General features: G+C 67.6%; 22 protein-coding genes. 4 read left to right on the top strand and 18 right to left on the bottom strand.

What is annotated here, in order from left to right:
• The first annotated feature begins 162 nt into the window (after nt 1-162).
• Together ACX93N_RS03950 and ACX93N_RS03955 are read left to right on the top strand one after the other, a co-directional pair.
• Nucleotides 163-1,794, top strand: a complete 1,632-nt coding sequence (locus tag ACX93N_RS03950; RefSeq protein ID WP_459427095.1) for a flavin-containing monooxygenase — start codon at nt 163-165, stop codon at nt 1,792-1,794.
• A gap of 442 nt (nt 1,795-2,236) precedes the next feature.
• The gene (locus tag ACX93N_RS03955) at nt 2,237-3,796 is read left to right on the top strand and encodes a complex I subunit 5 family protein (RefSeq protein ID WP_459427096.1); all 1,560 of its coding nucleotides are present in this window, start codon (nt 2,237-2,239) and stop codon (nt 3,794-3,796) included.
• On the opposite strand, the gene ACX93N_RS03960 is transcribed toward ACX93N_RS03955, so the two are convergent.
• The 10 genes from ACX93N_RS03960 to ACX93N_RS04005 all read right to left on the bottom strand — a co-directional run bounded on the left by ACX93N_RS03960 (nt 3,788) and on the right by ACX93N_RS04005 (nt 12,803).
• Nucleotides 3,788-4,684 carry a DMT family transporter gene (locus tag ACX93N_RS03960; RefSeq protein WP_459427097.1) on the bottom strand — a complete coding sequence of 299 codons (897 nt, stop codon included), beginning with the start codon at nt 4,682-4,684 and terminating at the stop codon, nt 3,788-3,790. The genes ACX93N_RS03955 and ACX93N_RS03960 overlap by 9 nt on opposite strands.
• A 38-nt stretch (nt 4,685-4,722) precedes the next feature.
• Nucleotides 4,723-5,301 carry a DsrE family protein gene (locus tag ACX93N_RS03965; protein WP_459427098.1) on the bottom strand — a complete coding sequence of 193 codons (579 nt, stop codon included), beginning with the start codon at nt 5,299-5,301 and terminating at the stop codon, nt 4,723-4,725.
• A gap of 47 nt (nt 5,302-5,348) precedes the next feature.
• A complete protein-coding gene (locus ACX93N_RS03970) occupies nt 5,349-6,284 on the bottom strand; it encodes a c-type cytochrome (protein ID WP_459427099.1) in 936 nt (311 codons plus the stop codon).
• A 170-nt stretch (nt 6,285-6,454) separates the two neighbouring features.
• Complete coding sequence (locus tag ACX93N_RS03975) at nt 6,455-7,714, bottom strand: hypothetical protein (protein ID WP_459427100.1); 1,260 nt, start codon at nt 7,712-7,714, stop codon at nt 6,455-6,457.
• Nucleotides 7,711-8,373 (bottom strand): tetratricopeptide repeat protein, encoded by a 663-nt coding sequence (locus ACX93N_RS03980; protein ID WP_459427101.1) that lies wholly within the window; start codon nt 8,371-8,373, stop codon nt 7,711-7,713. The genes ACX93N_RS03975 and ACX93N_RS03980 overlap by 4 nt, the downstream gene beginning before the upstream one ends.
• Nucleotides 8,367-9,350: a VWA domain-containing protein gene (locus ACX93N_RS03985; protein WP_459427210.1), complete on the bottom strand. Its 984-nt coding sequence runs from the start codon at nt 9,348-9,350 to the stop codon at nt 8,367-8,369. Before ACX93N_RS03985 ends, ACX93N_RS03980 begins: the two co-directional genes overlap by 7 nt.
• Nucleotides 9,350-10,336 carry a VWA domain-containing protein gene (locus tag ACX93N_RS03990; RefSeq protein ID WP_459427102.1) on the bottom strand — a complete coding sequence of 329 codons (987 nt, stop codon included), beginning with the start codon at nt 10,334-10,336 and terminating at the stop codon, nt 9,350-9,352. Before ACX93N_RS03990 ends, ACX93N_RS03985 begins: the two co-directional genes overlap by 1 nt.
• On the bottom strand, nt 10,329-10,811 hold the full coding sequence (locus tag ACX93N_RS03995) for a DUF4381 domain-containing protein (RefSeq protein ID WP_459427103.1): 483 nt from the start codon (nt 10,809-10,811) through the stop codon (nt 10,329-10,331). The genes ACX93N_RS03990 and ACX93N_RS03995 overlap by 8 nt, the downstream gene beginning before the upstream one ends.
• Complete coding sequence (locus tag ACX93N_RS04000; RefSeq protein ID WP_459427104.1) at nt 10,808-11,749, bottom strand: DUF58 domain-containing protein; 942 nt, start codon at nt 11,747-11,749, stop codon at nt 10,808-10,810. Before ACX93N_RS04000 ends, ACX93N_RS03995 begins: the two co-directional genes overlap by 4 nt.
• A gap of 37 nt (nt 11,750-11,786) precedes the next feature.
• The gene (locus tag ACX93N_RS04005) at nt 11,787-12,803 is read right to left on the bottom strand and encodes an AAA family ATPase (protein ID WP_459427105.1); all 1,017 of its coding nucleotides are present in this window, start codon (nt 12,801-12,803) and stop codon (nt 11,787-11,789) included.
• A gap of 318 nt (nt 12,804-13,121) precedes the next feature.
• Here ACX93N_RS04005 and ACX93N_RS04010 point away from each other — a divergent pair, with 318 nt between their 5' ends.
• Nucleotides 13,122-13,349, top strand: coding sequence for a hypothetical protein (locus tag ACX93N_RS04010; protein WP_459427106.1), 228 nt, complete (start codon nt 13,122-13,124; stop codon nt 13,347-13,349).
• 3 nt (nt 13,350-13,352) lie between these two features.
• On the opposite strand, the gene ACX93N_RS04015 is transcribed toward ACX93N_RS04010, so the two are convergent.
• From ACX93N_RS04015 to guaB, 7 genes are all read right to left on the bottom strand, one after another.
• The gene (locus tag ACX93N_RS04015) at nt 13,353-14,729 is read right to left on the bottom strand and encodes an MATE family efflux transporter (RefSeq protein ID WP_459427107.1); all 1,377 of its coding nucleotides are present in this window, start codon (nt 14,727-14,729) and stop codon (nt 13,353-13,355) included.
• A gap of 130 nt (nt 14,730-14,859) precedes the next feature.
• Complete coding sequence (locus ACX93N_RS04020) at nt 14,860-15,807, bottom strand: glycosyltransferase family 2 protein (RefSeq protein ID WP_459427108.1); 948 nt, start codon at nt 15,805-15,807, stop codon at nt 14,860-14,862.
• Nucleotides 15,808-15,811: 4 nt separating this feature from the next.
• Nucleotides 15,812-16,966, bottom strand: coding sequence for a glycosyltransferase family 4 protein (locus ACX93N_RS04025; protein ID WP_459427109.1), 1,155 nt, complete (start codon nt 16,964-16,966; stop codon nt 15,812-15,814).
• Nucleotides 16,941-18,434, bottom strand: a complete 1,494-nt coding sequence (locus tag ACX93N_RS04030; RefSeq protein ID WP_459427110.1) for an alkaline phosphatase family protein — start codon at nt 18,432-18,434, stop codon at nt 16,941-16,943. The genes ACX93N_RS04025 and ACX93N_RS04030 overlap by 26 nt, the downstream gene beginning before the upstream one ends.
• A complete protein-coding gene (locus ACX93N_RS04035) occupies nt 18,427-19,497 on the bottom strand; it encodes a glycosyltransferase (protein WP_459427111.1) in 1,071 nt (356 codons plus the stop codon). The genes ACX93N_RS04030 and ACX93N_RS04035 overlap by 8 nt, the downstream gene beginning before the upstream one ends.
• Before the next feature lie 230 nt (nt 19,498-19,727).
• A complete protein-coding gene (guaA, locus tag ACX93N_RS04040; RefSeq protein ID WP_459427112.1) occupies nt 19,728-21,302 on the bottom strand; it encodes a glutamine-hydrolyzing GMP synthase in 1,575 nt (524 codons plus the stop codon).
• Between the two features lie 25 nt (nt 21,303-21,327).
• The gene (gene guaB / locus ACX93N_RS04045; protein WP_459427113.1) at nt 21,328-22,797 is read right to left on the bottom strand and encodes an IMP dehydrogenase; all 1,470 of its coding nucleotides are present in this window, start codon (nt 22,795-22,797) and stop codon (nt 21,328-21,330) included.
• Between the two features lie 77 nt (nt 22,798-22,874).
• Here guaB and xseA point away from each other — a divergent pair, with 77 nt between their 5' ends.
• On the top strand, nt 22,875-24,239 hold the full coding sequence (gene xseA, locus ACX93N_RS04050; protein WP_459427114.1) for an exodeoxyribonuclease VII large subunit: 1,365 nt from the start codon (nt 22,875-22,877) through the stop codon (nt 24,237-24,239).
• A gap of 21 nt (nt 24,240-24,260) precedes the next feature.
• On the opposite strand, the gene ACX93N_RS04055 is transcribed toward xseA, so the two are convergent.
• Nucleotides 24,261-24,908, bottom strand: coding sequence for a Crp/Fnr family transcriptional regulator (locus ACX93N_RS04055; protein WP_459427115.1), 648 nt, complete (start codon nt 24,906-24,908; stop codon nt 24,261-24,263).
• Nucleotides 24,909-25,043 lie beyond the last annotated feature (135 nt).

Raw genomic sequence — 25,043 nt, forward strand, 5'->3', positions numbered from 1 at the left:
GCTTGGGGAGTGCGCCTGGAACTTGCTTGTTTGTGACTAGCAAGTATACTCGCAGGGAACTCGGGAGCCCGTCACGGGCACGCAGCAGCGACAGAGAAAACGAACACCACGAATAGTGACACGAACAGTTAGACGAATAGTTATAAGACGAGGAAAACACCCATGACGACCCCGCAGAAACCCGACTTCGACGTCATCGCCATCGGCGCCGGCTTTGCCGGACTCGCGCTCATCCACTACCTGCGTGAGGCCGGGCTGTCGATCCGCGTCTTCGACAAGGCCGACGACATCGGCGGCACCTGGACCTGGAACCGCTATCCGGGTGCCATGACCGACAGCGAGAGCTACTACTACTGCCTGACCTTCTCGCCGGAACTGCTGCAGGAGTGGAAGTGGTCCCGCCGCTACCCGGACTGGAAGGAAACCCACAGCTACTTCCACTTCGTGGCGGACAAGTGCGATATGTGGCCGCACATCCAGCTGAACACGGAGATCGTCGACGCCTCGTACCAGCAGGACAGCAACCTCTGGAAGCTCACCACCGCCGACGGTGAGACCTTTACCTGCAAGTATTTCATCAGCGCCATGGGCATGATCTCCCAGCCGGTGATCCCGAAGATCGACGGCATGGACCGCTTCCAGGGTCCCCTGTTCCACTCCGCGCGCTGGCCGGAGGATCTCGAGTGGGAAGGCAAGCGCATCGGCATCATCGGCGCCGGCGCGACGACCGTGCAGATGGTGCCCGCCATGTGCGAAAAGGCCGAAAGCATCACCGTGTTCCACCGCACGGCGAACTTCATCCTCCCCGCCATGCAGGCGCCCATGACCGAGGAGTGGGAAAAGGAGATCAAGGAGCATTACGACGAGATCGTCGCCAAGTGCAGGAACCACGTTTTCGGCATGGCCTTCGATACCGCCGAGGGGCGCCTGGCCGTGGAAACACCGCCGGAAGAACGCGAGCGGATCTTCGAGGAGAAGTGGACCGGCAGCTTCCGCTGGGTTTTCGAGACCTTCGAGGATCTGCTGGCGAACCCGGAAGCCAACCGCATGGCCTCGGAGTTCATCATCCGCAAGATGCGCGAGCGCATCAAGGACCCGGAGGTGGCGGACATCCTGGTGCCCAAGATCGACGATTACCCGCTCTTCGCCAAGCGCCCGCCGCTGGACCACGGCTACCTCGAGTGCTTTGATCGTGACGACGTCCACCTCGTGGATATCCGCGACGAGGGCGAACCCATCATCGAGATCACCGAGAAAGGCGTGCGCACCACGAAGAACGAGTACGAGTTCGACATCATCGTGCTTGCCACCGGCTTCAGCGCCTACACGGGCGCGCTCGAGGCTTTCCCGATCCGCGGCACGAGCGGCCAGACCCTCGCGGAGAAGTGGCAGGAAACCTCCAAGTCGATCATGGGTGTGTGCGTGGCGGACTTCCCGAACATGTTCGTCATCACCGGCCCGCAGGCGCCCTTCGCCAACCTGCCGACCTCCATCGAGCAGAATGCCATCTGGATCACGAACTGCATCAGGAAGATGGAGAGCGAGGGCTACGACGTCTGCATCCCGAAACCCGAGGCCGAGGAGGAGTGGTCGAAGCACGTGGCGGAGGTCCACAACGCGACGCTCATGAACGAGGGCGACAAGGTGCACTCCTGGATGATGGGCGCCAACCTCGAGACCAAGCCGCCGCGCGTGCTCATCTACTTCGGCGGCGCCAACAACTACTACGACAAGCTGGACGAGTCCGCGAACGAGGGTTTCCCGGAACTCGAGTTCGAGAAGCGCGCGGGCTGACCCGCACCAGGCGCGATCTCGTCAACGCCGCGCAGGCCCCCGGTCGTTGCCCTGGGCAACGCCGGGGGCGGTTCATCCGGCCGCCCGCTGTCCGCCTCCCGCCTCCCGCTTTCCGACCGTTGTATCCGCTGCCCGCCCGCCGTGCGCTGCGGCACCGTACTCGCCAGCGCTCGCCGGACTGAGCGGTGCCGAAGCGAACCTCGCCGGCCTCCGGGTGCCGGAACGCTCAGCGCAGACATGCTGGTTCGCCGGATGATCCGGGCCTGACGAAGCACCGCAACGCAGCGGGCACCGAACCCGCCGGCGTCAATGCTCTCCCCCATCTTTTAGCGCACACCGTTAGCGCACCGTTAGCGCACATCCAACCGGCGACTGAAATGGGTTAGCCTTGGCAGGGCCTGCGCTCTGCAACAGAATCCTCGACCACAGCCGGAGCTACCACGTGAGCGGCACGCTGTTATTGTCAGCCGTACTGGCACCGCTTCTACTGGCCGCGTGCTGGGCCGGTACGAGGCCGCGGGCGCTGGCCTGCCGGCTGGCCCCCTTTGCGCCACTGCCGGCGCTCATGCTTGCCCTGGCCGGTGCGGATGGGCAGCTCGACCTGCCCTGGCTGCTGCTCGGCGTGCGCTGGGGGCTCGACAGCACCGGGCGTTTCTTCCTGGGCCTCAGCGCGGGGCTGTGGTTCGCCGCCGGCATCTACGGCCAGGGCTATCTGTCGCGGACCCCGCATCGATGCACCTTCCAGCTCGCCTGGCTTCTGACCATGGCGGGAAACCTCGGGCTTACCCTGGCACTCGACATGCTCAGCTTTCTTCTGTTCTTCACCCTCATGAGCATTGCGGCCTACCCACTGATCATCCACGATCGAAAGCCAGCCAGCCTGCGCGCGGGACGGGTCTACCTCGTGCTGGTGATTATCGGAGAACTGCTGTTGTTCTGGGCCGCTGCCATTGCGGCAAGCAGCACCGGGGAGCTCGCCATCCATGCCGTGTCAGCAGCGCTGTCCGATGCACCGCACGGCGGCCTGGTCACGACCATGGTACTGCTCGGCTTCGGTATCAAGGTCGGCATCATGCCTCTCCACAGCTGGCTGCCCCTCGCCCACCCCGCCGCTCCGACTCCCGCCAGCGCTGTCCTCAGTGGCGCCATGATCAAGGCCGGTCTCCTCGGCTGGCTGCGCTTCCTGCCGGCGGGCAGCGCACCGCTGGTTCCCTGGGGCGAGGGGCTGCTTGTCCTCGGGCTGGGCTCCACCTTCCTCGCCGCGCTGCTCGGCCTGACCCAGCACAACCCGAAAACGGTGCTCGCCTACTCGAGCGTCAGCCAGATGGGCCTGGCATCGATGCTGGTCGGCGCCGCGCTGCTCGCGCCGACCCTCCGGGGCGAGCTCACCGCGGTGCTGCTTGTCTTTGTCCTGCACCATGGCGTGGCAAAGGCCGCGCTCTTCCTCGGCACCGGGTTTAGCGCGGCGCCACTGGCTGCACCATGGCAACGGCGGGCTGTCATCGCGGGTCTGCTGCTGCCCGCGGCCTCCCTGGCGGGCCTGCCCCTGACCCTGGGCTACGTGGCCAAGAAGGCACTGGTCGACGGCGCCGGCCAGTTCGCCGATGCCCGGGGCCCGCTACCGGAGTGGCTACTGATGTTGAGCGCCTTCGCCACGACCTTGCTGCTCTGCCGCTTCCTGGTACTCGCCTGGCCCGGGACCGGGGAACACACCGGGGCAACGCCGGGCCTGGCCATGGTCTGCGGCTGGCTGCCCCTGCTCGCCGTCATCGCGGCTCTCGCATGGCTGCCGGGCTTCCTCACCGGCGCTGAACCCGGCTGGTACCGCTACACGCCCGGGAGCCTGTGGGCTGCCAGCTGGCCTGCCCTGTGTGCCATCGTCGTCGCCCTCATTACCCTGCGCAGACCTGCGTGCCACGCTGTGCCACCCGTGCCGGCCGGCGACCTGGTGGTTCCCGTGGAGCGGCTCATCACCACCCTGAAGCGGTCCTTTTCACGGTAGGAGCGTCCGGCGCCGCCGCAGCTGAAGCACACCGGTGGCGATCGCCGTGCCCAGCAGGGTCGCGATCATGCCCGCCAGCATCTGCAGGGTAAGCGTCTCGCCCAGGAGCAGCATTCCCCAGGCCAGTGCGCTCACGGGCACGAGCATGGTGACCGTGGACGTTGCCGTGGCACCGGCACTCGACAACAGGCGGAAGTAGAGCAGCAGCGCGCCGGCCGTGCTGAAAGCCGCCAGGCCCAGGGCAGAGCCCCAGGCCAGCGGACTTAACGGCGCCGATGGCCAGAGCAGTATGCTCGGCACCAGCAACGCAACCGCTGCCACGGCACAGCTCCCAGCCGCCAGCACGCGGCTTGGCAGGTGGGCGAGGTGCGTGCGCGAGTAGTTCCCGCCGAAGCCGTAGCAGACTGTGGCCGCCAGGGCGGCGAGGATGAACCACCCATCGCCCCCGGCCTCGAAATCGAGACGCCCGAAGGACAGGACGCCGACCCCCGCCAGCGCGAGCGTGAGCCCGATGATCTGCTCGCGGAGTACGGGCGTGGCAAAGAAGGTCATGCCGATGAGCGCGGTGGCGACGGGCGTGGCCGCGTTGATCAGCGACGTGAAACCGGCTTCCAGGCCAACGGTAGCCAGGGCCAGCAGCGAATAGGGCAGCGCCGTGGTACTGAGACCGAGGACCACGAGGGGCTTCAGGTTCGCGCGAAGCAGTCCCAGGTGCTGGCGGCTGGCAAGCAGCGGCAACAGCAGCAGAGCGCCCAACCCCATGCGCAGGCCAATGAGGCTGACCGGCCCGAACTCCGGCACCGCCACGCGCATGAAGATGAAGGAGAAACCCCAGAGCGACGACAACAGGAGCAGGCGCGCGGTATCCGCCGGGGACATCCTCGACATGATCTGTTTCCCGAACCTGTACGCAGCCGCGCCCCGGATCAGAACGGGATGAGCGTATAGCCCTCGCTCTGCAGCTGCACGTGGGCCGCCATCGCCGACAGGGAGAGCTCCACAGCGGGGTTCAGCGCCGCCGGTGTGAGCCCCCGGTAGGCCGCGGTCTGGCCGCAGAGGTAGATCGCCACGCCCGCTTCCGCGAGGCCGTCGAGGAGGCCCGTGTTGGGGTTGGCAAGACCGAAACGCTCCCGGTACGCGGCATCCGTGAGGAGATCCTTCCAGGCACCACCATGGACCACCATGGCCACCTGGAGCTGCTCCGGCGCCGTTCCGGCGCGTGCCTGCATGTTGAGGAAGCGGGCCAGCGCCTCAATGTTCCGATTGCGTTCACCGGGATCATCAGCGGACGCGGAGACATCCTTGCTGACCTTGTAGACCCGGTCGTTGCCTAGCGCAAAGGCGCCTTCCGGCACCGGGAAGACGGGGCCGTAGCCGGGCACAGCCGGGCCGGTCTCCGCCCCCGGATAGCCCTCAGCGAAAGCCGCGGCGGGCAGCCAGGACGCAAGCAGCATAAACAGCAGCGCCACAGGCCGGGCAAAGGGACAGGACAGAGGGTTTCGCATTGCAATCACTCCTATTCGTGAGGCCAGGGTGGCCAGGCCGGTGGCCTTCACGGCGCCGGCCGCGCGCCCGTGTTGTCATGCTGGCCCAGGAGCTGACCATCCACGACCGTGCCATAGCGGGTGTGGCGATGGAACTGCCGGTGGCGGGCCCGGGTCCGGCGGGCATCGCCATCATAACGCGGATCCTGGGGCCGCTCGTGGCTGTTGATGAACAGCGACAGATCCCAGGCGTCCTGGGCCGACAGGCTGCCGGCCTCGCCAAAGGGCATGTTCAGATGGATGAAGGCGGCGGCCGTGAAGATGCGGCTCATGCCTGCGCCCCAGTTGTAGGCGCGATCACCCCAGAGCGGCGGCACCAGGGGCTGCGCATCGACCACCAGCCCGTCGCCGTCGGCCCCGTGGCACTGCGCGCAGCGCCGCCCGTAGAGCGCCTCCCCACGTTCACGGCTCGTGCCTTCGGGAATCGCGGTGCCCAGGTGGCGGAAACCCCGGCCGTAGATAGCGCGTTCATAGACCGGCGCGCCCGTGGCCAGCCAGCGATGGTAAGCCACCAGGGCGACCATGGCCTCGCTGTCCCGGGCCGGCGGGCGACCGTTCATGGAATAGGTGAAACAGCCGGCGATGCGCTCCTCGAGCGTATTCACGTGGCCGTTCTTGCTACGGAAATCCGGCAGCGTGGTAGCGGCCGGCCACACCGGCCCGGCCCAGGCCCAGCGTCCGTCACCGGGGTGGCAGCTGCTGCAGTTCATGGCGTTGAAGACGTGGGAACCGCGCAGCTGCTGGGTGTTGGCGAAAAGATCGCGTCCGCGAAGGATCGCCGCCCTGAGCGCCGGATGAATACGGTCGTCGGCACGCAGCGCAGCGACGGTGGGCGGCTCGTGCCGGTACTCGCCCTCCTGCCAGGCCGGCGCGGCCGCCGGCGGGACCGGCCCGTCGGCCAGGGCCGCCGCTGCCAGGAGGCATAGCAATACCAGCGAACACAAAGGCCTCACCCGTACGGCCCCGTTGAAAGCCGACACCGTTCCGGCTGTCCCGCTGCGCTTGCCGAGGGGCCCGCCACGGTGAGCGGCTCCCCACGCACAACACCACTGCCAATCAGGTACTTGCTGGTCATCCAGATCGTCTCTCCATCAATGATACTGCCACGGGCGCCTCAGGGGTTAAGAGGGGCCAGGACATCGTTACGGCGCCGGCGGCGGGCGCTCCGCCGATAGCGCTGCCGCGCCTGCACCAGCGCCTTCGCCAGCCGGTCTGGCGCGAGCGGTTCGCCGCTCCCGTCGAAACAGTGTGCGCTGAGCGCATCGACCGCGGCACACAACGTGGCGTCGCCGTAGGCACGGGCGAACGCCCGCGGACACAGGCCCGGCTCGAGGCGGGTGAGCCAGTGCTGCAGTGCCCGGTATTGCCGGGCTCCACTCCCGTCGCGCAGGGCGCGACGGAGCGCCCGGAACGCGTGTGGCTCCGAGACCTGCGCGGCGATCCCACGGCGGCGAAGACGAAGCATAACGGCTCGGATTGCGAAGAGTGCCAGGAAGAGGAGCGCTCCGGCCAGGAGGGGCAGCCGCCAGCGCGACGCGCCGGCTGCCGCGCCGTCGACCTGACCAGCGGCCGGTCCCGACACCGACAGCTGCAGGGCTTCGACACGGGCGCTGCGCACCTCCCCCGCTTCGATGTTCCAGTAGTCGAGAGCCACCGCGGGCACGGTGAGCTCGCCACCGGCCTGGAGCAGCAGCGTGACCCGCTCGCTGCGCGTCGCCAGCCGCTCGTCATCCTCGAAGCGCGGGGCGTCGGCATGGACAGAAACCCGCCCCGCCTCGACGGGGGCGTCGAAGGCGGGCGCGAGCGGCGGCAGGAACATCGACGGCAGACCGTCGAGGGCTGCGCTGTAAGTGAGGACGACCGCGTCGCCCACCGCCAGTTCGCCATCGTTGCCCTCCAGGGCAACGGAGAGTGTCAGCTCGCGCCCGGCGAGGTAGGGCTCCAGCCCCTCGGCACCGCCGGGCACGGTACCCCGGAAGACCACAGGCGGCAGCACCACATCCCGCACTACCGGACCGTCCCCGGGATTGGCATAGGTCACACGCATGCTCGCGCCTTCGATCCGGTAGCTGGCGGCCGCGAGCGGATAGATCCGGTACTCGCGGACGATACCGGACCAGTTCTCGCCGCCGACGCGTTCGCTGGTCGGGAAGGAGCTGTCCGGGGGCAGGCGGGTGATGGCGTTGGCTACCTCGAAGTCGGGGTAGACCGGCGGCCGCGGAAACCAGGTGGGCACGAGCACGGTGACGCGGAGTGTCAACGCCTCGCCCACGCGCACGGTTTCCGGTTTCACGGCAAGGCGCACCACGGGGTCGACCTGTGCCCCCGTGGGCGCCGTGCCCAGCAGGAACGCGAGCGCAAGGAGCCTCTTCACTGATCTCGCTCCCGCTCAAGCAGCTCGATCCGGAAGCGCATGCGCAGGAAGTCCGCGGTTCGCGTGTCCACCGTCCTCATCCATTTTTCCGCGGACTGCTGCTCGATCGTGCTGTCGCGCGTGATCTCGATCGTCTTGCCGCGCTTCTCCTCGTTATCGAAACTCACGTCATCGGCACCCAGCTCCCTTTCATCACCGGTGTCGGTCTGCTCGCGCTGCTCCTCGATGTAGTCCCGCGTCCACCGGGCGAGGGCCAGGTTGTCGTTGGCTTCCGCCCACGCCGGCGCCAGGGCCACCGCCTGCTCGTAGGCCCTGACCGCGCCGCGATAGTCGCGGGCCCGGTACAGGGCATTACCGCGATTGTAAAAGCCCTCGGCACCCGTCAGCCTGCCGAAGGCGGCGGCCGCCAGCTCGTACCTGCCGGCCCGATAGGCGGCGATACCCTGCCAGGCCGGATCCTCGAAGCGCTCGAGAGCGCGGGCGTAGTCGCGGCTGCGCAATGCCCGGAGGCCTTGCTGGTCCCGCGTGAGCCACAGGTCGGCGAGAGTCTGCACGGCGGTGGCCTCCCGGTACAGCGCCAGCAACGCCACCAGTGTCACCGCCACGAGCTGCACGGCCGGGCGGCCAGGCCGCAACGCGATCGCGCGGCGGCTCACCATCGCATCGTCCAGCCGCGGCGGAACCACGAAAGCGCCAGCAGCAGCGCCGGCCAGAGGATGAGCCAGGCCTGGTCCTTCCAGTGTGCATCGGGATCGTTCGCGGCCAGTTGCTGCGAGGCGATATGACGGAGCAGCGCCCGCGTGTCTCCATCGTCCGCCCTCGCGCGCAGCACCGGGACAGCGGCCTCCCGCTCGGCATCGCGCAGCGGGCCCGGGTCGATCCGGGTATCCAGGGGCCCGCCGCCAGGGGCCAGCACCGGGGAGCCATCGGGAAGCAGTGCGACACCGCCTTCGTCGCGACCGACCACCAGGCTGACGACCCCCGGCGTCCCGGGTTCGTTCACGAAACCCGCAAGCGCCGCAACCGCCGTGCTGTCGAAACCGTCGTTCACGAAGAGGAGCGTCGACCGGCTGCCGCCTTCCCGCAGCAGCTGGCGGGCGACGGGCAGCACCGCGGCGGCCCGGGCCCCCGGGACCGGCATGATGGCCGGATCCAGGCTCTCCAGGAAGGTCTGCAGCACGCGGACATCGTTCGTGGGCGGCAGGACGATATGGGCGGTTCCGGCATAGGCAATCAGGGCCGTGCGCGAACCGGTGCGGGCCTTCACCAGGTCAAGTACCTCGTAGCGGGCGCGGTCCAGCCGGGTGGGTAAGAGCTCGTTGCTGCGCATGGAGTCGGAGACCTCAATGGCAACAACGAGGGGAGCGGCTTCGCGGAACCAGGGGCTCTGCTGCTGGCTCCAGGTCGGCCCCGCTGCTGCCACCGCAAGGCACAGCATGACCAGCACCACACCGTCGACGCCGCGCGGGCACCGGGTGCGATCGCGCTCGATGATGAGAGCGTCGCGCAGGTGCGGTGCCAGGAAAGCGGGACCGCGGGGGGGCCGTTCACCCTGGCGCCGTACCAGCCACCAGGTGAGCAGGATCAGCGGCAGCGTGAGCAGCCAGAGCGGCCTCAGGAAGTGAAACGCCTCCATCACGCGCTGCGCTCCCGGTGCGACCGTCGCAGCAGGAGCACTGCGTAGCTCGCCAGCAGAAGCAGCAGCGCGAGGCCCGCCGGCCAATGCGCGACCGAATCCCGCGGCCGCCAGCTCTCGCTGCGTACGTCCGCCGCCGCCAGCTCGTCGATGTGCGCGTAGATGGACGCCAGCGCCGTCTCGTCCTCCGCGTTGAAAAACCCGCCGCCCGTGCGCGCGGCGATTTCCTGCAGCACAGCGAAGTCCACCCGGTCTTCACCGCTGGCATCCGTATCGCCGATACCGATCGTGTACACCGTGATGGTTTCGGCAGCGGCGATCGCCGCTGCGTTAACCGGCGTCATCCTGCTCACGGTGTCATTGCCGTCCGTCAGCAGGATCAGCACCCGGTGGTCGGCTTCGCTGCCTTCGAAGGCGTGGATGGCGAGACCCAGGGCGTCGCCCAGCGCTGTCTGCGGTCCGGCCATGCCCACCGCCATGAGCTGCACGAGCTCCTGCGCCATGGCCAGGTCCCGCGTGAAGGGAAGCTGGCTGTAAGCCCGGTCGCCGAACACGATGAGGCCGATGCGGTCGTTCTCACGGGCAGCGATGAAGCTGCTCACGACCCGCTGTACCGCCTCGAAGCGGGTGACGGTGCCCTCCCCACGGTCCGGGAAATCCCGGTACCCCATGGAGCCGGAGAGGTCGATGGCGAGCATGATGTCCCGCGCCGCCTCGTTCCGGATGATGGGCTCGCCGACACGCTCCGGCTTTGCCACGGCGATAACGAGCAGGCCCCAGGTGATCGCGGCGAGCACCAGCTGCCAGCGGCTGGGCCGCAGCACGACCGATCCCCTCCCCGCCGTCGCGCCGGCCGCGTGCACAACCTGCTCGAAAAAAGGAATACGCAGCGCAGCCACGCTATTGCGCTTCGGCGGCAGCAGCACCCGCACCAGCAGGGGAAGCGGCAGGCACAGGAGCGCCCAGGGGCAGGCCAGCTCAAGCATCGTGGACCCTGATCCAGCGGCGCGCAGCGGCGATGACCGCGGCCGGGTCGTCGACGCGCCGGTAGGCGACCACCGCGACCACCTCGGCCGCATCGCTGACCCGGCGGTCACCGGGCGCCGTCTGCCTGAGGAATGCTGCCCAGGCGTCGCCGTGCAGGGAGGCCACCTGTTCGCGCGCATAGGCCGTCATCGCCGTTCGCTTGAGCAGGGTACCGACGGCGGCGAGGGCGTCCGGGTCCGCTTCCAGCTGGCGCTCGATGCGCGCGAGCGCCGCCTCGGCCTCGCGGCGGTAACGGTTGCGGCGCCACCGCAGGAGCGCGTGGGTTGTGAGGACGGCGACGACGGCAAGTGCCCAGCCGCCGAGGATCAGCCAGCCGACGGTCTCCGGCGCCATCGACACCGGCGCGGGCATAACGACATCGTGCAGCCGCTCAGTCAGCTGCGGCAGGCTGAGCCCCTCGAAGCGCCCGTTCACCGCAGGCGTCGCCGCGGTGCAAGCTGCCGCAGCTGCCCGCGCAGCTGCCGCAGCGTGTCGTCACCGGCACTCAGCGGCAGCACGGTCAGGTCAATGAGGTGCTGCCAGCTGTGGATGCGTGCCAGCCGTTGCCGCGTGTAGCCGCCGACGGCCTCGCGCACAGCTGCGGCGGAGAAGTCGACCTCCGCCTGCGCCAGGGCATTGCCCACCACCTGTTTGCGGGCGGGAAATTCGCGCAGGGCCTGGGGGTCGTAGACGAGCGACAACAGCACGTCGTTGTGGGCGGCGAGGGATCGCAGGCGGCGCTCGGTGCTGTCGTCGATGCCGTCAAAATCGGAGAACACGATCACCAGGTGGTCATGCACCGCCGTGCGCGCGGCCCGGTCCAGCACGCTGTTGAGCTGCCGCGTGCTCGCCCTTACCGGACGATCGGCGCTGAGCCGGTTGTTCATCGTGCTGATGGCCTCGAGCAGCGCGAACACCGAGCGGCGGCTGCGCCGCGGCGCCACGACCCGGACCTGTTCGTCGTCGAAGACGATGCCGCCGACCCGGTCCCCGGCGCCGAGAATGCGAAAGGCGGCGATGGCCGCCGCCTCCGCGGCGGTCACGGATTTCATGTTCAGCCGGGACCCGAAGAACATCGCCATGCGCTGGTCTACCACCAGCAGTGCCGGCCGGTCGCGCTCCTCCGTGAACACGCGCACGTGTGCGGAACCGGTGCGGGCGGTGGCCTTCCAGTCGATGGCGCGCACGTCATCGCCGGGCAGATAGCTGCGCATCTCCTCGAAATTGAGACCGCGCCCGCGCAGGCGGGACCCATGGCGGCCGCTCAACACACTGCCAGCGGGCTGCCGGGGAAGAAAACTCAGGCCCCGGGCCGCCCCCTCCAGGCTTCGCAGGTGGGGCAGGGAAACATGTATGCGGTGATCAGTTGCCATCGGACATCACTGCTGCGGCATCGCCATGGACGACCACTCAGGGCAGTGCCACCTGTGCGATCACTTCATCGATCACCTGGTCGGCGCGGATACCCTCCCCTTCGGCCACGTAGGAGAGACCCAGGCGGTGCCGCAGGCAGTCGTGCACCACGGCTCGCACGTCTTCCGGGTCCACGTAATCGCGGCCCTGCAACCAGGCGTGGCTGCGGCTGCAGCGGTCGAGGGCGATGGAGGCCCGCGGGCTGCCGCCGATCGCGATCCACCGGGCCAGCTCGGCGCCGAACTTGTCCGGCGTGCGGGTCGCGTAGACGAGATCCGCCACGTAGCGCTTGATGGCATCGGGCACGCGCACCGCCGCGATCTCCCGGCGCGCATCGAAAATGGCCTGCTGGGGAATCCGCCCGGCGGCACCCGTCGTCGCGGGACTGTCGCTTTCCGGGGAACTTTCGGCGCCGGCAGCCGCTGCCTGCGCATCGATCTCCTCCCTTCGCACCAGGTCGACGATGGAGACCTCGTCCTCGATCGGCGGATAGTCGATGTTCACATGCATCAGGAAACGGTCCATCTGCGCCTCGGGCAGCGGATAGGTGCCCTCCTGCTCCACGGGGTTCTGTGTCGCCATCACCATGAACAGCGGCGGCATGCGGTGCGTGGTGCCGGCCACCGTGACCTGCCGCTCCTCCATCGCTTCGAGCATGGCTGCCTGCACCTTGGCCGGGGCGCGGTTGATCTCGTCGCCGAGGACGATGTTGGCAAAGATCGGGCCGGGCTCGAAGCGGAAGCTGCCCCCCCCCTCCGCCTGGTAGTAGACCTCCGTGCCGGTCACGTCCGAAGGCAGGAGATCCGGCGTGAACTGGATGCGGCTGAAGTCGGCCTCGATGTTGCTGGCCAGGGCCTTGATCGCGCGGGTCTTGGCAAGTCCCGGCAAACCCTCCACGAGCAGATTGCCATTGGCCAGGAGGCCGATGATCAGCCGCTCGATGACCCTCTTCTGGCCAACGATCGACGCCTGCATCCGCTCCCGCAGAAGTGACAGCTGGGCAAGGGAATCCACGGTTTCAGTACCGAAGCGGCAGCAGCAGGACGCGCATGATCACAGGTTTTCCTTTCACGGGGCGCAATCGACTGGCGAAAGATGGCCCGCGGCGCCCTGCAGGTCAACCTCCGCGGAACGCTCTACTCACGGGCCGCCATCAGGTCCATCGCGGCCAGGCCCGGGCTTTCAAGCCGGTCCGGGATGATAGCGAGGGCCACAGCATGTCCGTCCCCATTGCTGCCAACAGCATCTGTCATTGCCGCACCCAGTATGGCTGGCGCTCCCCGCATTCGTTGCGCAAACTACAGGGCAGGCGTAACAACTGGAGGTGAACCCGTGAAAATCCTGCTGCCTGTGTCGCTGCTTGCGGCCGCGCGTCCGGTCCTGGCTCATGACGGTCACGGCCTCGGCAACCCGCTGCTCCATGCGCTGGACCACGGCCTGCTCATCCTGGCGGGCGCCGTAGCGATCGGCGCGGCTATCCTGGGCATCCGGTCTCTTCGCCGTGCGCGCAGGTCGGGCCGGTCCTCGGCTGGCAACGGAGAATCGGGGACGCGAGCTTGAGCGTCACCAGACGACATCCCGGGCTACCTTACGGACCCTGACCTGCAGGTGAAACCGCCGGTAGGCCAGCGCCAGCAACAGGGCCGCACCGGCCAGGCTGGCAACTACCGCAGCGTAGCCCTGGCACAGACCCGGCAGCACCGCGACCACCAGCAGCAGCGGCAGGGTCGGGAGCAGGTCACGCAATGCCGCAAGCGATTTCAGGTTGAGCCCCTGCAGTGCCGCGGTGGTCGCCATACCGGCCCCCATTGCGAAAAAGAGACTGCCCGGCGTCAGGCCCGAGCGGTAATGCACCGCCGCGATAAAGAGCAGCGTGGCAAGGAATCCGCCCGCCGCGGCGACAAGGAACCCGCGAAGCTTTCGTTGCGACACCTGGGCCAGTCGCAAACCATGCAGGGCCAGGAGCGGCACCAGTACCCAGCTGGTACTCGCCAGCTGGAGCCCCGCGGGGTGGAACTGTGTTGCGGGGAACCATGACAGAAGGTATGGCAGCGTGTAGTTGAGCACTACGGCGGTAGCGCCGCCGATCAACAGGGCACCGCTGACCACCAAGCCGCAAAACGCCTGTATGCGACGCTCGTTGCCGCCAACCGCCGGGTTGAGAGCCGGCAGCGCTGCATTGCTGACAATCAACAGTATCTGGCCGAGCACCTGGAAAATCTGCAATACCAGCGCAACCGTGCCGATGCTCTGAAGGTCCGAGCCCAGATAGCGGTATACGATGAGCAAGCCCGGTTGCATCAGGAACAATAGAAAGGTGGCAGCACCGATGGTGGCCCCATCAATCACCAGGTTGCGCAGCACGGCCATGCGTACGTGCCCCAGGGCGACCGGTAAGCTGGCTCGCAGGGTGAGTCCTGCCACCGAAAGACTGCATAACCACACAACGCACTGGCAGACAGCCAACACCGCCAGGTCAGCCCCCGACGCGGCCAACGCCAGCACCAACGCCACCTCCAAGGTAATGAAAACGGAAGAAATCCTCATCCAGTAGCTGCTCCTGCCATGGGCGATGAACACAGCAGAGAGACCACTGGTGAGACTTCGGATCAGCACACCCGGCGCATAAAGCAGCATGAGCAGCGTGAGCCGGGGGCTGGACTCCAGGCACAGCGCAGCAATAACCATGGCCAGACTGCAGGCCACACCCAGTGCGAGTCGCAAGGCGAGACCCGTTGCAAGCAACTGCCCCCGCTCGCTAGGCGGCAGGGCAACAAGCCGGCTGATTACCAGTTCATTGGTCCCCCACGTCGCCAGCGGCACCAGCAACAGGTACCAGTTTTGCGCATAGGCCAGATAACCGTAGGCGTCCACGCCGATCACCGTGACCAGCGCCACGATATAGGCCACACGGATAACCAGGTAATAAAGTTTGGCCACACCCAGCGCCGCACCGTTGCTCAGGGCAGAGCGCAGGCCCGGAGGCTGTTGGTCTTCAGGCAGCGGCCGCGCTAGTGGTTTAGTAGCCATCGTCGCTTACGCACCCGCGGGGAGGCCTGCGGGCGTCGTTTCAGTATAGGGGCGTCGGTGGCTCACGACCCAGTCGCTCCAGCAACGCGCCGTAGCACACCGCCGGCGCCATCGCCGCCAGGAATAGCGCACAGGCGCCAACACGACCCCACGACAGGCCCATGGCGCGTCGATGCTCCAGTAGCCGTCGCCAGTCCATGACCATTTTCGCCGGGATCAGCAGCAGCGGCCCCGCGAGACCGAGCCTGTGCCACCAGCGGTAAGGTACCGGTTCGCCCGCGGCCATCGCCGCCCGGCGCAGATGCAGGAAACACCAACCCCAGTACATCGAGAAATCAATAAAATGACCTACGCCGGGATAAAATGCATGTCGTACTGCGGCGCCAGGTTCCAGTACAACCTGGCGGCCGGCCTGCTGCAGCCGCGCAAGCTTGCGTACTTCGGGCCCGTGAAACTGCGGCGCCTCGTCAAAGGGTTCGGCCAGAAACGCATCGCGCCGAAAAGCGCAGTTGTTGCCGGTGAGCATGGTTGCAGGTTGTCTCGTCCTGGCCTGCACCTGACCAAAGGAGGTGGCCGCAAACGCCTGCCCTTGCAGGGTGTCGTCCGTAAAAACCACACCCTGCACAGCCGCCACGGACTCCTCGCCATCCGTCGACAGATACCCGAGCACGCACTCCGCCCAGCTCGCCAGGGGCACACAGTCGGCATCGATAAAACCCACGACGGGCGCACTCGCCGCCTCGGCGCCCCGATTTTTCTGCGCGTAGTAGTGGGCGCCGGGAGCATCGACCAGGCGCACCCCGGGCGCCTGTTGCGCCAACCACTGGCGCAGCTCCGGGTGCACTGCCGGGTCGGCCACCACCAGCACCTCCAGTTCCTCCTGCGGTACCGTCTGGCTGGCCAGCGCCCCGAGCACCGCCGCCAGCAGATCGGCATTGCCCCGGTCGTAATTGAGGGTCTCGATGACAATCGCAAGACGTGGCGTCACGGCACTAGCTCAACAACGACTGATAGAGCGCCAGCGTGTCGCTGACCACCGCCGGCGCACGGTAGGGTGCTGCCAGCGAGGTGGCTTCGCGGCCCATCCGCTGCGCGACGCCGGCGTTCTGGAGCAGATGGTACAACGCGGCGGCCAGTGCCCCCACGTCGCCGGACGGCACCACGGTGCCGGCCCGCTCGTGAATAGGCAACATCACGCCGAGGCCCGTTGCTGTGGTGATCACCGGCAGGCCGCAGGCCATAGCCTCCAGGGTGGCGCAGCCAAAACTCTCGTTAAAGGAGGGTAGTGCCAGCAGGTCCGCGGCGCGCATGAGGTCGGCCACGTCGTCGCGAGCCCCAAGGAAGCGGATCGAAGCCGTGCCCCGGGCGCGGCTATGCAGCTCCTCCGCCAGTGGGCCCTCGCCGACTATCACCAGCTGCGGGGCAGTGCCAGTGCCGGGCGCCATCTGCCACCAGGCCGCCAGCAGCTCGCGCACCCCCTTGCGGGGCACCAACTGGCCCACAAACAACGCCGTGGGGGTATCGGCGAGCCCCAGGCGCGCCCGCAGCGCCGCGCGCTGACCCGGGGCCACAGGATAAAACTGCTTACTGTCGAATGCGTTACGCACCGGTCGCAACCTGTGCTCCGCGATACCGATGGCCTGCAGGTCTGCCTGGATGGAACGGTCCAGTACTGCAAAGGCACCGATACGCCGCAGCAGCGGGTCCAGCCAGCGGCGCAGACCTGGCAAACGCGCTCGCGCCAGTTCGCCGTCAGCCCCGCCCAGGGTCGGTTGCAGCAAGAACGGCGTGCCCCGGTCAAGGTAGTGCTGTGCCGCCGCCAGACAGGTGGGGGACAAGCAATGGCCGTGCACGATGTCGGGTTGCCAGTCATGCTTAGCAAGATGGCGGCGGGTGCAGTACCACTGCGCCGGCTGCCTTGGCAGACACTGTGGCACCGTCACAGGATCCAGAAAGCTTTCTTCCGGTAACTCGGAGCCAGCAGCACCACGCACCGTGGTAAGGACCCGCAGCTCATGGCCTGCGGCGACCAGGTGGCGTGCCAACAGCTGGACCTGCAATTCCGAGCCCGCCCTTCGGGCCGGCGGATAGCGCTGGCTGACGAGGAGAATCCGCACCCTGTCACAACCACTCGGCCACCGCGGCATGCGCTGGATAGGCGTCGGCGACGCCCAGCCACTGGCAGATGGTGGGGACCAGGGCCTGCGAGCTGATGCTGCCTTGCAGACCACAGCCGTGAGCCCCGCAAAGCAAGGCGAAACCTGAAGGCCGGTGATCACCGCTGCGCCGCGAGGGGCTGTTGCCCTGCACCGTTGCGATACCGGGGCCACTGGCAGCGGTAATGGGCGCACGGCCATCCCACTCCACCAAAACGTCCGGAAACTGTGGGCACTTATCACCCGGGTAGCATGCCTCGCGCGGATAGGCCCGCCGTACCAGGGGACGCCCGCTCTGCGGGTCTACCAGCGCTTCAAGGTCAGCGCACAGGCTGGCTGTGTAGGCCTCCTGCTCAGCCCCTGGCGCCAGAACGCCATCAGGCTCACGGCCCCTGATGTTAAGCCGGATACAGCTGGTACTGCTGTTGCTGGGCGGCAAGGCAAAGCAGGGGCGGCCCGCCCAGTCAGTGGACTGCAGCCGATTGCGCAAGCGGTTTTTCACAGCGCCGAAGGGACTGTGCAGGGCGGCGGGAATGTACTGGCGCAGTGCAAACAGCCGGTGGTAAAGACTGCCGCTGGCGCTCAGGCCACGGCCACCATCCCGTGCAGCCAGTATGCGATCAATCAGGTGCTCACCGCTGTAGGCCGGCCCCATGCCCTGGCTGGAGTAAATCAGTACGCGCGCGTCATCGCCTGCGGACCCGATCAGTTGACCCATGGCCCGGTCAATCGCCCTGTACACATCACGCACGGGGTCACCGGCAAGAGCTGCAAGCTCGGCATCATAGCGGGGATGCGACGCATCGTGCAGATGCCAGGCCTGGTGCCCCACACAGTGGGGCTCGCTGAAAACCGTGCAGAACAGGTCCCAGGGCTCTTCCTCCAGCACATCCAGGGAGAATTCTAGCCGCGTCTCGAGCCGTGCCAGCAGGTCATCTCGGAATGCAGGCAGGCTGCGGGGACCGTTGCCCCCGAAATCACACTCGCCCACCGGCTCCTTGCCGTAGCGTGCCAGAAACTCGCCGCGCCATTGTGGGGGCCAGCTGTGGCATTCGCCCTCTACATCGTGGGGCCCCCAGTAAGCCAGTTGCTTGCCATTCAGTGGGCCCGTAGCGACCGCGCTGGGGACATCCAGCAGCGCGACCCGCCGGCCAGCCTCACTCAGGTGGTGCCAGAAAGGCGCTACCGGCAGCTCGGACGGTGATGTAACCCGCGTGCTGTAGCTGCCCTTGGCTAACTGCCGAAAGGCATACCGTCCGTGCTCCGCCGGTGAGGCCGCTGTATAAAACGTGGGCCACAATGACACGGAGGCAATGAAACCCGGCGGGTTATCGCAGTCGGCAAAGCAACCTTCGGCCATCAGTGCAGCAAACGTGGGCAGCGTGCCATCGGCCGCCCACTGTTGCACGAGGCCCGCATCCATCGAGTCCAGACCGATCAGCAGGACCCGGCTAGGCATGGACGTCGCCCCGGTTTTTCCGCATGCCGGTGCCTGACGGGGCAAAGGCCTCAAGCGCGCGCACTACCGTGCTCCAGTCGCAACCTTGACTGCGCGTGCGGATGTTGGCTTCCAGGTCACTCTGACGATTGTCGGCGAAGAAGTGAATCAACTGGGCGGCCAGCGCCTGCGGGTCCTCCGGCGTGAACAGCAGCCCGGTGACATCGTGGGTGACGGCGTCGCGCAGGGGCGCCAGGTCACTGGCGATAACCGCCCTGCCGCAGCCGAAGGCCAGCTTCGCCACACCGCTGGCGGTCACGGACCGGTACGGGAGCACCACAGCATCGGCCGCAGCAAAATACGTTGCCACCTCCTCATGGGATAAATACCGGTTCTCGATGCGCACGCGGCCCTCGAGAGCCAGTGAGCGCACCAGTCCGTCGTAGTCGCCAGTATCCTCCCAGAATTCTCCGGCCACCACCAACTCCACATCCAGCACCTGCAGCACCTCCGGCAGCGCTCGCAACAGAATATCCAGGCCCTTGTAGCGGCGAACAAAGCCGAAGAACAGCAGCGTGGGCCGGGTGAGCGCCAGTTGCTCCCGTGCGCTGCTGCGCTGGAGTGACTCGCTGTCGTAAAAACGATAGCTGGGGTGCTCGACAAAGGCGACGGGCACCCCGGTAAGTTGCATTCGAAGCTCCGCCTCGTCCTGCCGACTCTGGGTCAGAACCGCATCCCCCAGCGCCAGCGTGCGCCATGCCAGCCAGTTGCCGAGCCGGTGCTGTTCGTGGGGCCGGGCGTTGTGGCACAGGAACACAATGCGGCAGCCGGGCAGCCTGCGCCGCAGGGCCGGCACCAGGTACGCCATATGGGGCGCCCAGAACCAGGTCCACCAGGGCAGCACGATCAAGGCTGGCTCAAAGGCTGCAACCTCGCCTGCCGCCTGACGCAGGCTCAGCGGGTTCAGCGAATCGATAAGCGGCTGCAGCCCCGGCTCGATCAGCGCGGCATTCGCCTCGTCGCGATCGCCCCGCCCGGGATAAAGCCACTGGGGGTACTGCCGCCGGTATCCGCAGTAATACACGCTGTGCTCCCGGCGCAGGGCCCGGTAGAGGCAGGTAGTGTGGTAGGCAATGCCACCCTTGAAGGGGTAACCGGGGCCGATCAGTGCAATTCGCAAAGGCACCTCCGGCCAGTACTTGAATCGATGCGACGCAGCGCCACCCTGATGCTATCCCTGTTGCCGAAGCGCAGGCAAGCAGAGCCGGGGCTAGAGGCAGTCGCCGCCGCTCTGGAGGACCGGAGGTCGCCCGGTCACTCCCACTCGATCGTCGCCGGCGGCTTGGAGCTGATGTCGTAGGTGACCCGGGAAACGCAGCTGATCTCGTTGATGATGCGGTTGGACACCATCTCCAGCAGTTCATAAGGCAGGTGCGCCCAGCGCGCGGTCATGAAATCCACGGTCTCGACGGCGCGCAGGGCGATGACGTACTCGTAGCGGCGGCCGTCGCCGACCACACCCACAGACTTCACCGGCAGGAACACGGCGAAGGCCTGGCTGGTCTTGTCGTACCAGCCGCTGGCGCGCAGTTCCTCGATGAAGATGGCGTCGGCGCGGCGCAGCAGGTCGGCGTATTCCTTCTTCACCTCGCCGAGGATGCGCACGCCAAGGCCCGGGCCCGGGAAGGGATGGCGGTAGACCATGTCCCAGGGCAGGCCGAGTTCGAGGCCGATCTTGCGTACCTCGTCCTTGAACAGTTCGCGCAGGGGCTCGACCAGTTCCAGCGCCATGTCCTCGGGCAGGCCGCCGACGTTGTGGTGCGACTTGATGACGTGGGCCTTGCCCGTATTGGCACCGGCGGACTCGATCACGTCGGGGTAGATGGTGCCCTGGGCAAGCCAGCGCACGTCCTCGAGTTTCGCCGCCTCGGCGTCGAACACCTCGATGAAGGTATTGCCGATGAGCTTGCGCTTGCTCTCCGGGTCGTCGACGCCGGCGAGGCGGCCCAGGAAGAGGTCCTCGGCGTCGACGCGGATCACGCGCACGCCCATGTGGCTGGCGAACATCTCCATCACCTGGTCGCCCTCGTTCAGGCGAAGCAGGCCATTGTCCACGAATACGCAGGTGAGCTGGTCGCCGATGGCCCGGTGCAGCAGCGCCGCGACAACGGAGGAGTCCACCCCGCCGGAGAGCCCGAGCAACACCCTGTCGCAGCCGACCGTCTCGCGCACGCGGGCGATGGCGTCGTCGACGATATTCGCCGGCGTCCACAGCGCCTGGCAGCCGCAGAGGTCGTGCACGAAGTGCTCGAAGATGCGCTTGCCCTGCAGCGTGTGCGTGACTTCCGGGTGGAACTGGATGCCGAAGAAGGGTTTCTCCCGGTGGGCCATGGCGGCAATGGGGCAGCTCGGCGTCGCGGCGGTCACCTCGAAGCAATCCGGCGCGCGGCTGACCTTGTCGCCGTGGCTCATCCATACATCGAGAAGCGGCATGCCGTCGCCGTCGAGGTGGTCGCGGATGTCCCGCAGCAGGCCGCTGTTGGCGGTGAGGCGGATCTGCGCATAGCCGAACTCGCTCGTGGGCGAGCCCTCGACCTCGCCGCCGAACTGGGCGGCAATGGTCTGCATGCCGTAGCAGATGCCGAGCACCGGCACGCCGAGCTCGAAGACGACGGCCGGGGCGCGGGGGGAACCGGCCTCGGGGACGGACTCGGGGCCGCCGGAGAGAATGATGCCCCGGGGATCGAAGGCGCGGATCGCGTCCTCGTCCAGGTCCCAGGGGCGGATCTCGCTGTAGACGCCGCTTTCCCGCACCCGCCGGGCGATGAGCTGGGTGTACTGCGAGCCGAAGTCCAGGATCAGGATCTTCTCGGCGTGGATATCGGTCATGGGCGGGGGTCCGGCGCCGGGCGCCTCAGCTGACGGGGTAGTTGGGCGCTTCCTTGGTAATGGAGACGTCGTGGACGTGGGACTCAGTCATGCCCGCCGCGCTCACGCGCACGAGGCGCGGCCGCGTGCGCATGGTGTCGATGTCCCGGGAGCCGGTGTAGCCCATGGCCGAGCGCACCCCGCCCATGAGCTGGTGGATGATCGCCGAGGCGGGGCCCTTGTAGGGCACGCGGCCCTCAATGCCTTCCGGCACCAGCTTCTCGGTGCCCTTGCTGGCGTCCTGGAAGTAGCGATCCGAGGAGCCGAGCTGCGTGGACATGGCGCCCAGGGAACCCATGCCGCGGTAGGCCTTGTAGGTGCGGCCCTGGTAGAGCTCGACCTCCCCCGGCGCCTCCTCGGTGCCGGCGAACATGGAGCCCATCATCACGGAGTGGGCGCCCGCCGCGATGGCCTTGGCGATGTCGCCGGAGAAGCGGATGCCGCCGTCGGCGATAACCGGGATGTCCGTGCCCCCGAGCGCAGCCGTCACGTTGGCGATGGCGGTCATCTGCGGCACGCCGATGCCGGTGACCACGCGGGTGGTGCAGATGGAGCCGGGCCCGATGCCGACCTTGACCGCGTCCGCCCCCGCTTCGGCCAGCGCCTTCGCCGCCTCGCCGGTGGCGATATTGCCGCCGATCACCTGCACCTCGGGGAAGTGCTCCTTGATCCAGCTGACGCGGCTGAGCACGTTGCGGGAGTGGCCATGAGCCGTATCGACCACGATCACGTCCACCCCGGCGCGGACCAGAGCAGCCACACGCTCATCCGTATCGGCGCTGGTACCCACGGAGGCACCGACGCGCAGGCGGCCGTGCTCGTCCTTGCACGCATGGGGGAAGCTCTCGGCCTTGTCGAAGTCCTTGACGGTGATCATGCCCGTGAGGTCGAAGTCGTCGTTGACCACGAGGATCTTCTCGATGCGGTGCTGGTGCAGGAGCAGCTGCACTTCCTCGGCGCTCGCGCCCTCGCGCACCGTGACCAGCTTGTCCTTCGGCGTCATGATGCTGGACACCGGCTTGTCCATGGACGTCTCGAAGCGCAGGTCGCGCCGGGTGACGATACCGACGAGGTCGTCGCCGTTGAGCACGGGCACACCGGAGATGCCGTTGGCACGGGTGAGATCGATGAGCTCGGCGATGGTGGCCGACTGCTGGATGGTGATCGGGTCCTTCACCACGCCACTTTCGAATTTCTTCACGCGGCGCACGTGGTCCGCCTGCTCTGCGATACTCATGCTCTTGTGTACGATGCCGACGCCGCCCTCCTGGGCCAGGGCGATGGCGAGGCGCGACTCGGTCACCGTGTCCATGGCCGAGGAGACCAGCGGGATGTTGAGGGCGATCTCGCGCGTGAGGCGTGTTCGCAGGGACACGTCCGTCGCCACGACGTCCGAGTATCCGGGCAGCAGCAGCACGTCATCAAAAGTGAGGGCTTCCTCGTCGATGCGAAGCATGGCCGGGTCTCCGTTGGCGGGGAGGTGATAAACGTGCAATTATAATTCCTTGGCTCTTTCCAGGTAAACCAGCCCCGTTGCAGAGCGCCGCCAGCACACCCCCTGCCGTCACCGTCAGCCGCCTCGCCCGGGAGGTGAAGACCCTCCTCGAGAGCCACTTCGACTTCGTCTGGGTGGAGGGCGAAATCTCCAACCTCGCCCGCCCCGCCTCCGGACACTGGTACTTCTCCCTGAAGGACGACCGGGCCCAGGTGCGTTGTGCCATGTTCCGTCGCGCCAACCAGCGGCTGCGTTTCACGCCGGAGAATGGCGATGCTGTGCGCCTGCGCGCCCGGGTCTCGCTCTACGAGGCCCGGGGGGACTTCCAGCTGATCGTGGAATACCTGGAGCCCGCCGGGGCCGGCGCCCTGCAGGCACGCTTCGAGGCGCTGCGGGCGAAGCTCGAGGCCGAGGGCCTGTTCGCCGCCGAGCGCAAGCGCCCCCTGCCGGTCGCGCCGGCCCACCTCGGTATCATCACCTCGGCCAGCGGTGCGGCCCTGCACGACATGCTCACGGTGCTGCGGCGCCGCTGCCCGCTGATCCGGGTCTCGGTGCTGCCGGTGCCCGTGCAGGGCGCGGAGGCGGCACCGGCCCTCTGCGCCGCCATCGCCCGGGCCAACCACTGGCACGAGAGCGGCGCGGTCCCCCTCGACGCGCTCATCGTCGGACGAGGCGGTGGCTCCCTGGAGGATCTCTGGGCCTTCAACGAGGAAAGCGTGGCCCGGGCCATCGCGGGCAGCGCGCTCCCGGTGGTGAGCGCCGTCGGCCACGAAACCGATATCACCATCGCCGACCTGGTGGCGGACCAGCGCGCGCCCACCCCTTCGGCGGCGGCGGAACTGCTGAGCCCGGACCAGGCCGACTGGCAGCTGCGCATGACGCAGCTGGACCAGGCGCTGACCCGCAGCATCGCCCGACAGCTGCGCGATGGTCGCCGGGAGCTCGCCCACCTGCGGGCGCGCCTCAAGCACCCGGGCACGCTCCTGCGCGAGCGCGCCCAGCGCCTCGATGATCTCGAAGGGCGGCTCGCGCGTGCACAGGCCGGAGCCTTCCAGCGGGAACGCCGGCGGCTCGACCGGCTGGCGGAGCGCCTCCTGCGCCGGGACCCGCGGCCGCGGCTCGCCCGCCTCGGCGACCGCCTCGACGGCGCCGAGCGCCGCCTCCGCCAGGCCATGAGCCACGGCCTGGCGCGCCGGCGGGACCGGCTGTCGCGCCTCGCCGCCCTCCTCGACTCTCTCAGCCCCCTGGCCACCCTGGGCCGCGGCTACGCGATTCTCAGCGACGAGGGCGGGGCCATCCTGCGCCGCGCGCAGGATACGTCGGTAGGCGATGCGGTGAGCGCACGGCTCGCCGAGGGCAGGCTGGCGCTGCGGGTGGAGTCAGTCGAGGAAGACGACGGCTGAGGGCGGCCGCCCTGGTGCCGCTCAGTACTTCGCCGGCAGCCGCGTGTTGATGATGATGTGCCGGCCCTCGAAGCGAATATACTCGCCGATGGTCAGATCCTTGAGGATCCGCGCGACCATCTCGCGGGAGGCGCCGACGCGGTCGGCGATGTCCTGCTGCGTGAGCTTTTCCGGGATGAACAGGGAGCCGTCATCGCGCTCCTCGCCGAGGTCCATGAGCACATTGGCCACCCGGCCGTAGACATCCTGCAGGGCGAGGCTTTTCACGTCCGCCGTGAGCTTGCGCACACGGGCGGCGAGGTTGCCGATGAGAGTACGGGTGATGTTCGGGTGCTCCTCGAGCACCCGGCTGAAATCATCCTTGTAGACGATGCAGAAGGTGGATTTCTCCACCGTACGCACCGAGGCGGAGCGGGTACTGTCATCGAGCAGCGCCAGCTCACCGAAGTAGTCCCCGGCGCCCTGGGTGTTCATGATGAACTCCTTGCCGTTCTTGTCGCTGCAGTAGACCTTGACCTTGCCGCTCTCGATCACGAACAGGGAGTCCGCCGGGTCGTTTTCGTGGATCACCACCGTGTTCTTGGGAAAGGTCCGGCGGGTGCTGGTCTCTTCCAGTGCCTCGAGCTCGTCGGTCGAGAGGCCCTTGAAAATCTCCACCTGTTCCAACATGGGTTCCAATGTCCGCGAATGGCCGCAATAGCGCCATGGTACCGCAGGGTTTGGGGCGGCGCATCACCTGGCACCGGCCTTCCCCCTCTCGCCGGCGCGTCGCTATACTCGCGTCATCGAAAGCGCCGCGCGGCG

This window comes from Pseudohaliea sp. (assembly GCF_054552115.1).

Bases quoted from the DNA above. Each gene is read 5' to 3' on its own strand.
- ACX93N_RS04055 (WP_459427115.1), bottom strand. From the start codon at position 24,908: ATGTTGGAACAGGTGGAGATTTTCAAGGGCCTCTCGACCGACGAGCTC.
- ACX93N_RS03950 (WP_459427095.1), top strand. From the start codon at position 163: ATGACGACCCCGCAGAAACCCGACTTCGACGTCATCGCCATCGGCGCC.
- ACX93N_RS03985 (WP_459427210.1), bottom strand. From the start codon at position 9,350: ATGGAGGCGTTTCACTTCCTGAGGCCGCTCTGGCTGCTCACGCTGCCG.
- ACX93N_RS03965 (WP_459427098.1), bottom strand. From the start codon at position 5,301: ATGCGAAACCCTCTGTCCTGTCCCTTTGCCCGGCCTGTGGCGCTGCTG.
- ACX93N_RS04025 (WP_459427109.1), bottom strand. From the start codon at position 16,966: ATGCCGCGGTGGCCGAGTGGTTGTGACAGGGTGCGGATTCTCCTCGTC.
- guaB (WP_459427113.1), bottom strand. From the start codon at position 22,797: ATGCTTCGCATCGACGAGGAAGCCCTCACTTTTGATGACGTGCTGCTG.
- ACX93N_RS03960 (WP_459427097.1), bottom strand. From the start codon at position 4,684: ATGTCGAGGATGTCCCCGGCGGATACCGCGCGCCTGCTCCTGTTGTCG.
- guaA (WP_459427112.1), bottom strand. From the start codon at position 21,302: ATGACCGATATCCACGCCGAGAAGATCCTGATCCTGGACTTCGGCTCG.
- ACX93N_RS04000 (WP_459427104.1), bottom strand. From the start codon at position 11,749: ATGGCAACTGATCACCGCATACATGTTTCCCTGCCCCACCTGCGAAGC.
- ACX93N_RS03980 (WP_459427101.1), bottom strand. From the start codon at position 8,373: ATGGTGAGCCGCCGCGCGATCGCGTTGCGGCCTGGCCGCCCGGCCGTG.
- ACX93N_RS04030 (WP_459427110.1), bottom strand. From the start codon at position 18,434: ATGCCTAGCCGGGTCCTGCTGATCGGTCTGGACTCGATGGATGCGGGC.
- ACX93N_RS03990 (WP_459427102.1), bottom strand. From the start codon at position 10,336: ATGCTTGAGCTGGCCTGCCCCTGGGCGCTCCTGTGCCTGCCGCTTCCC.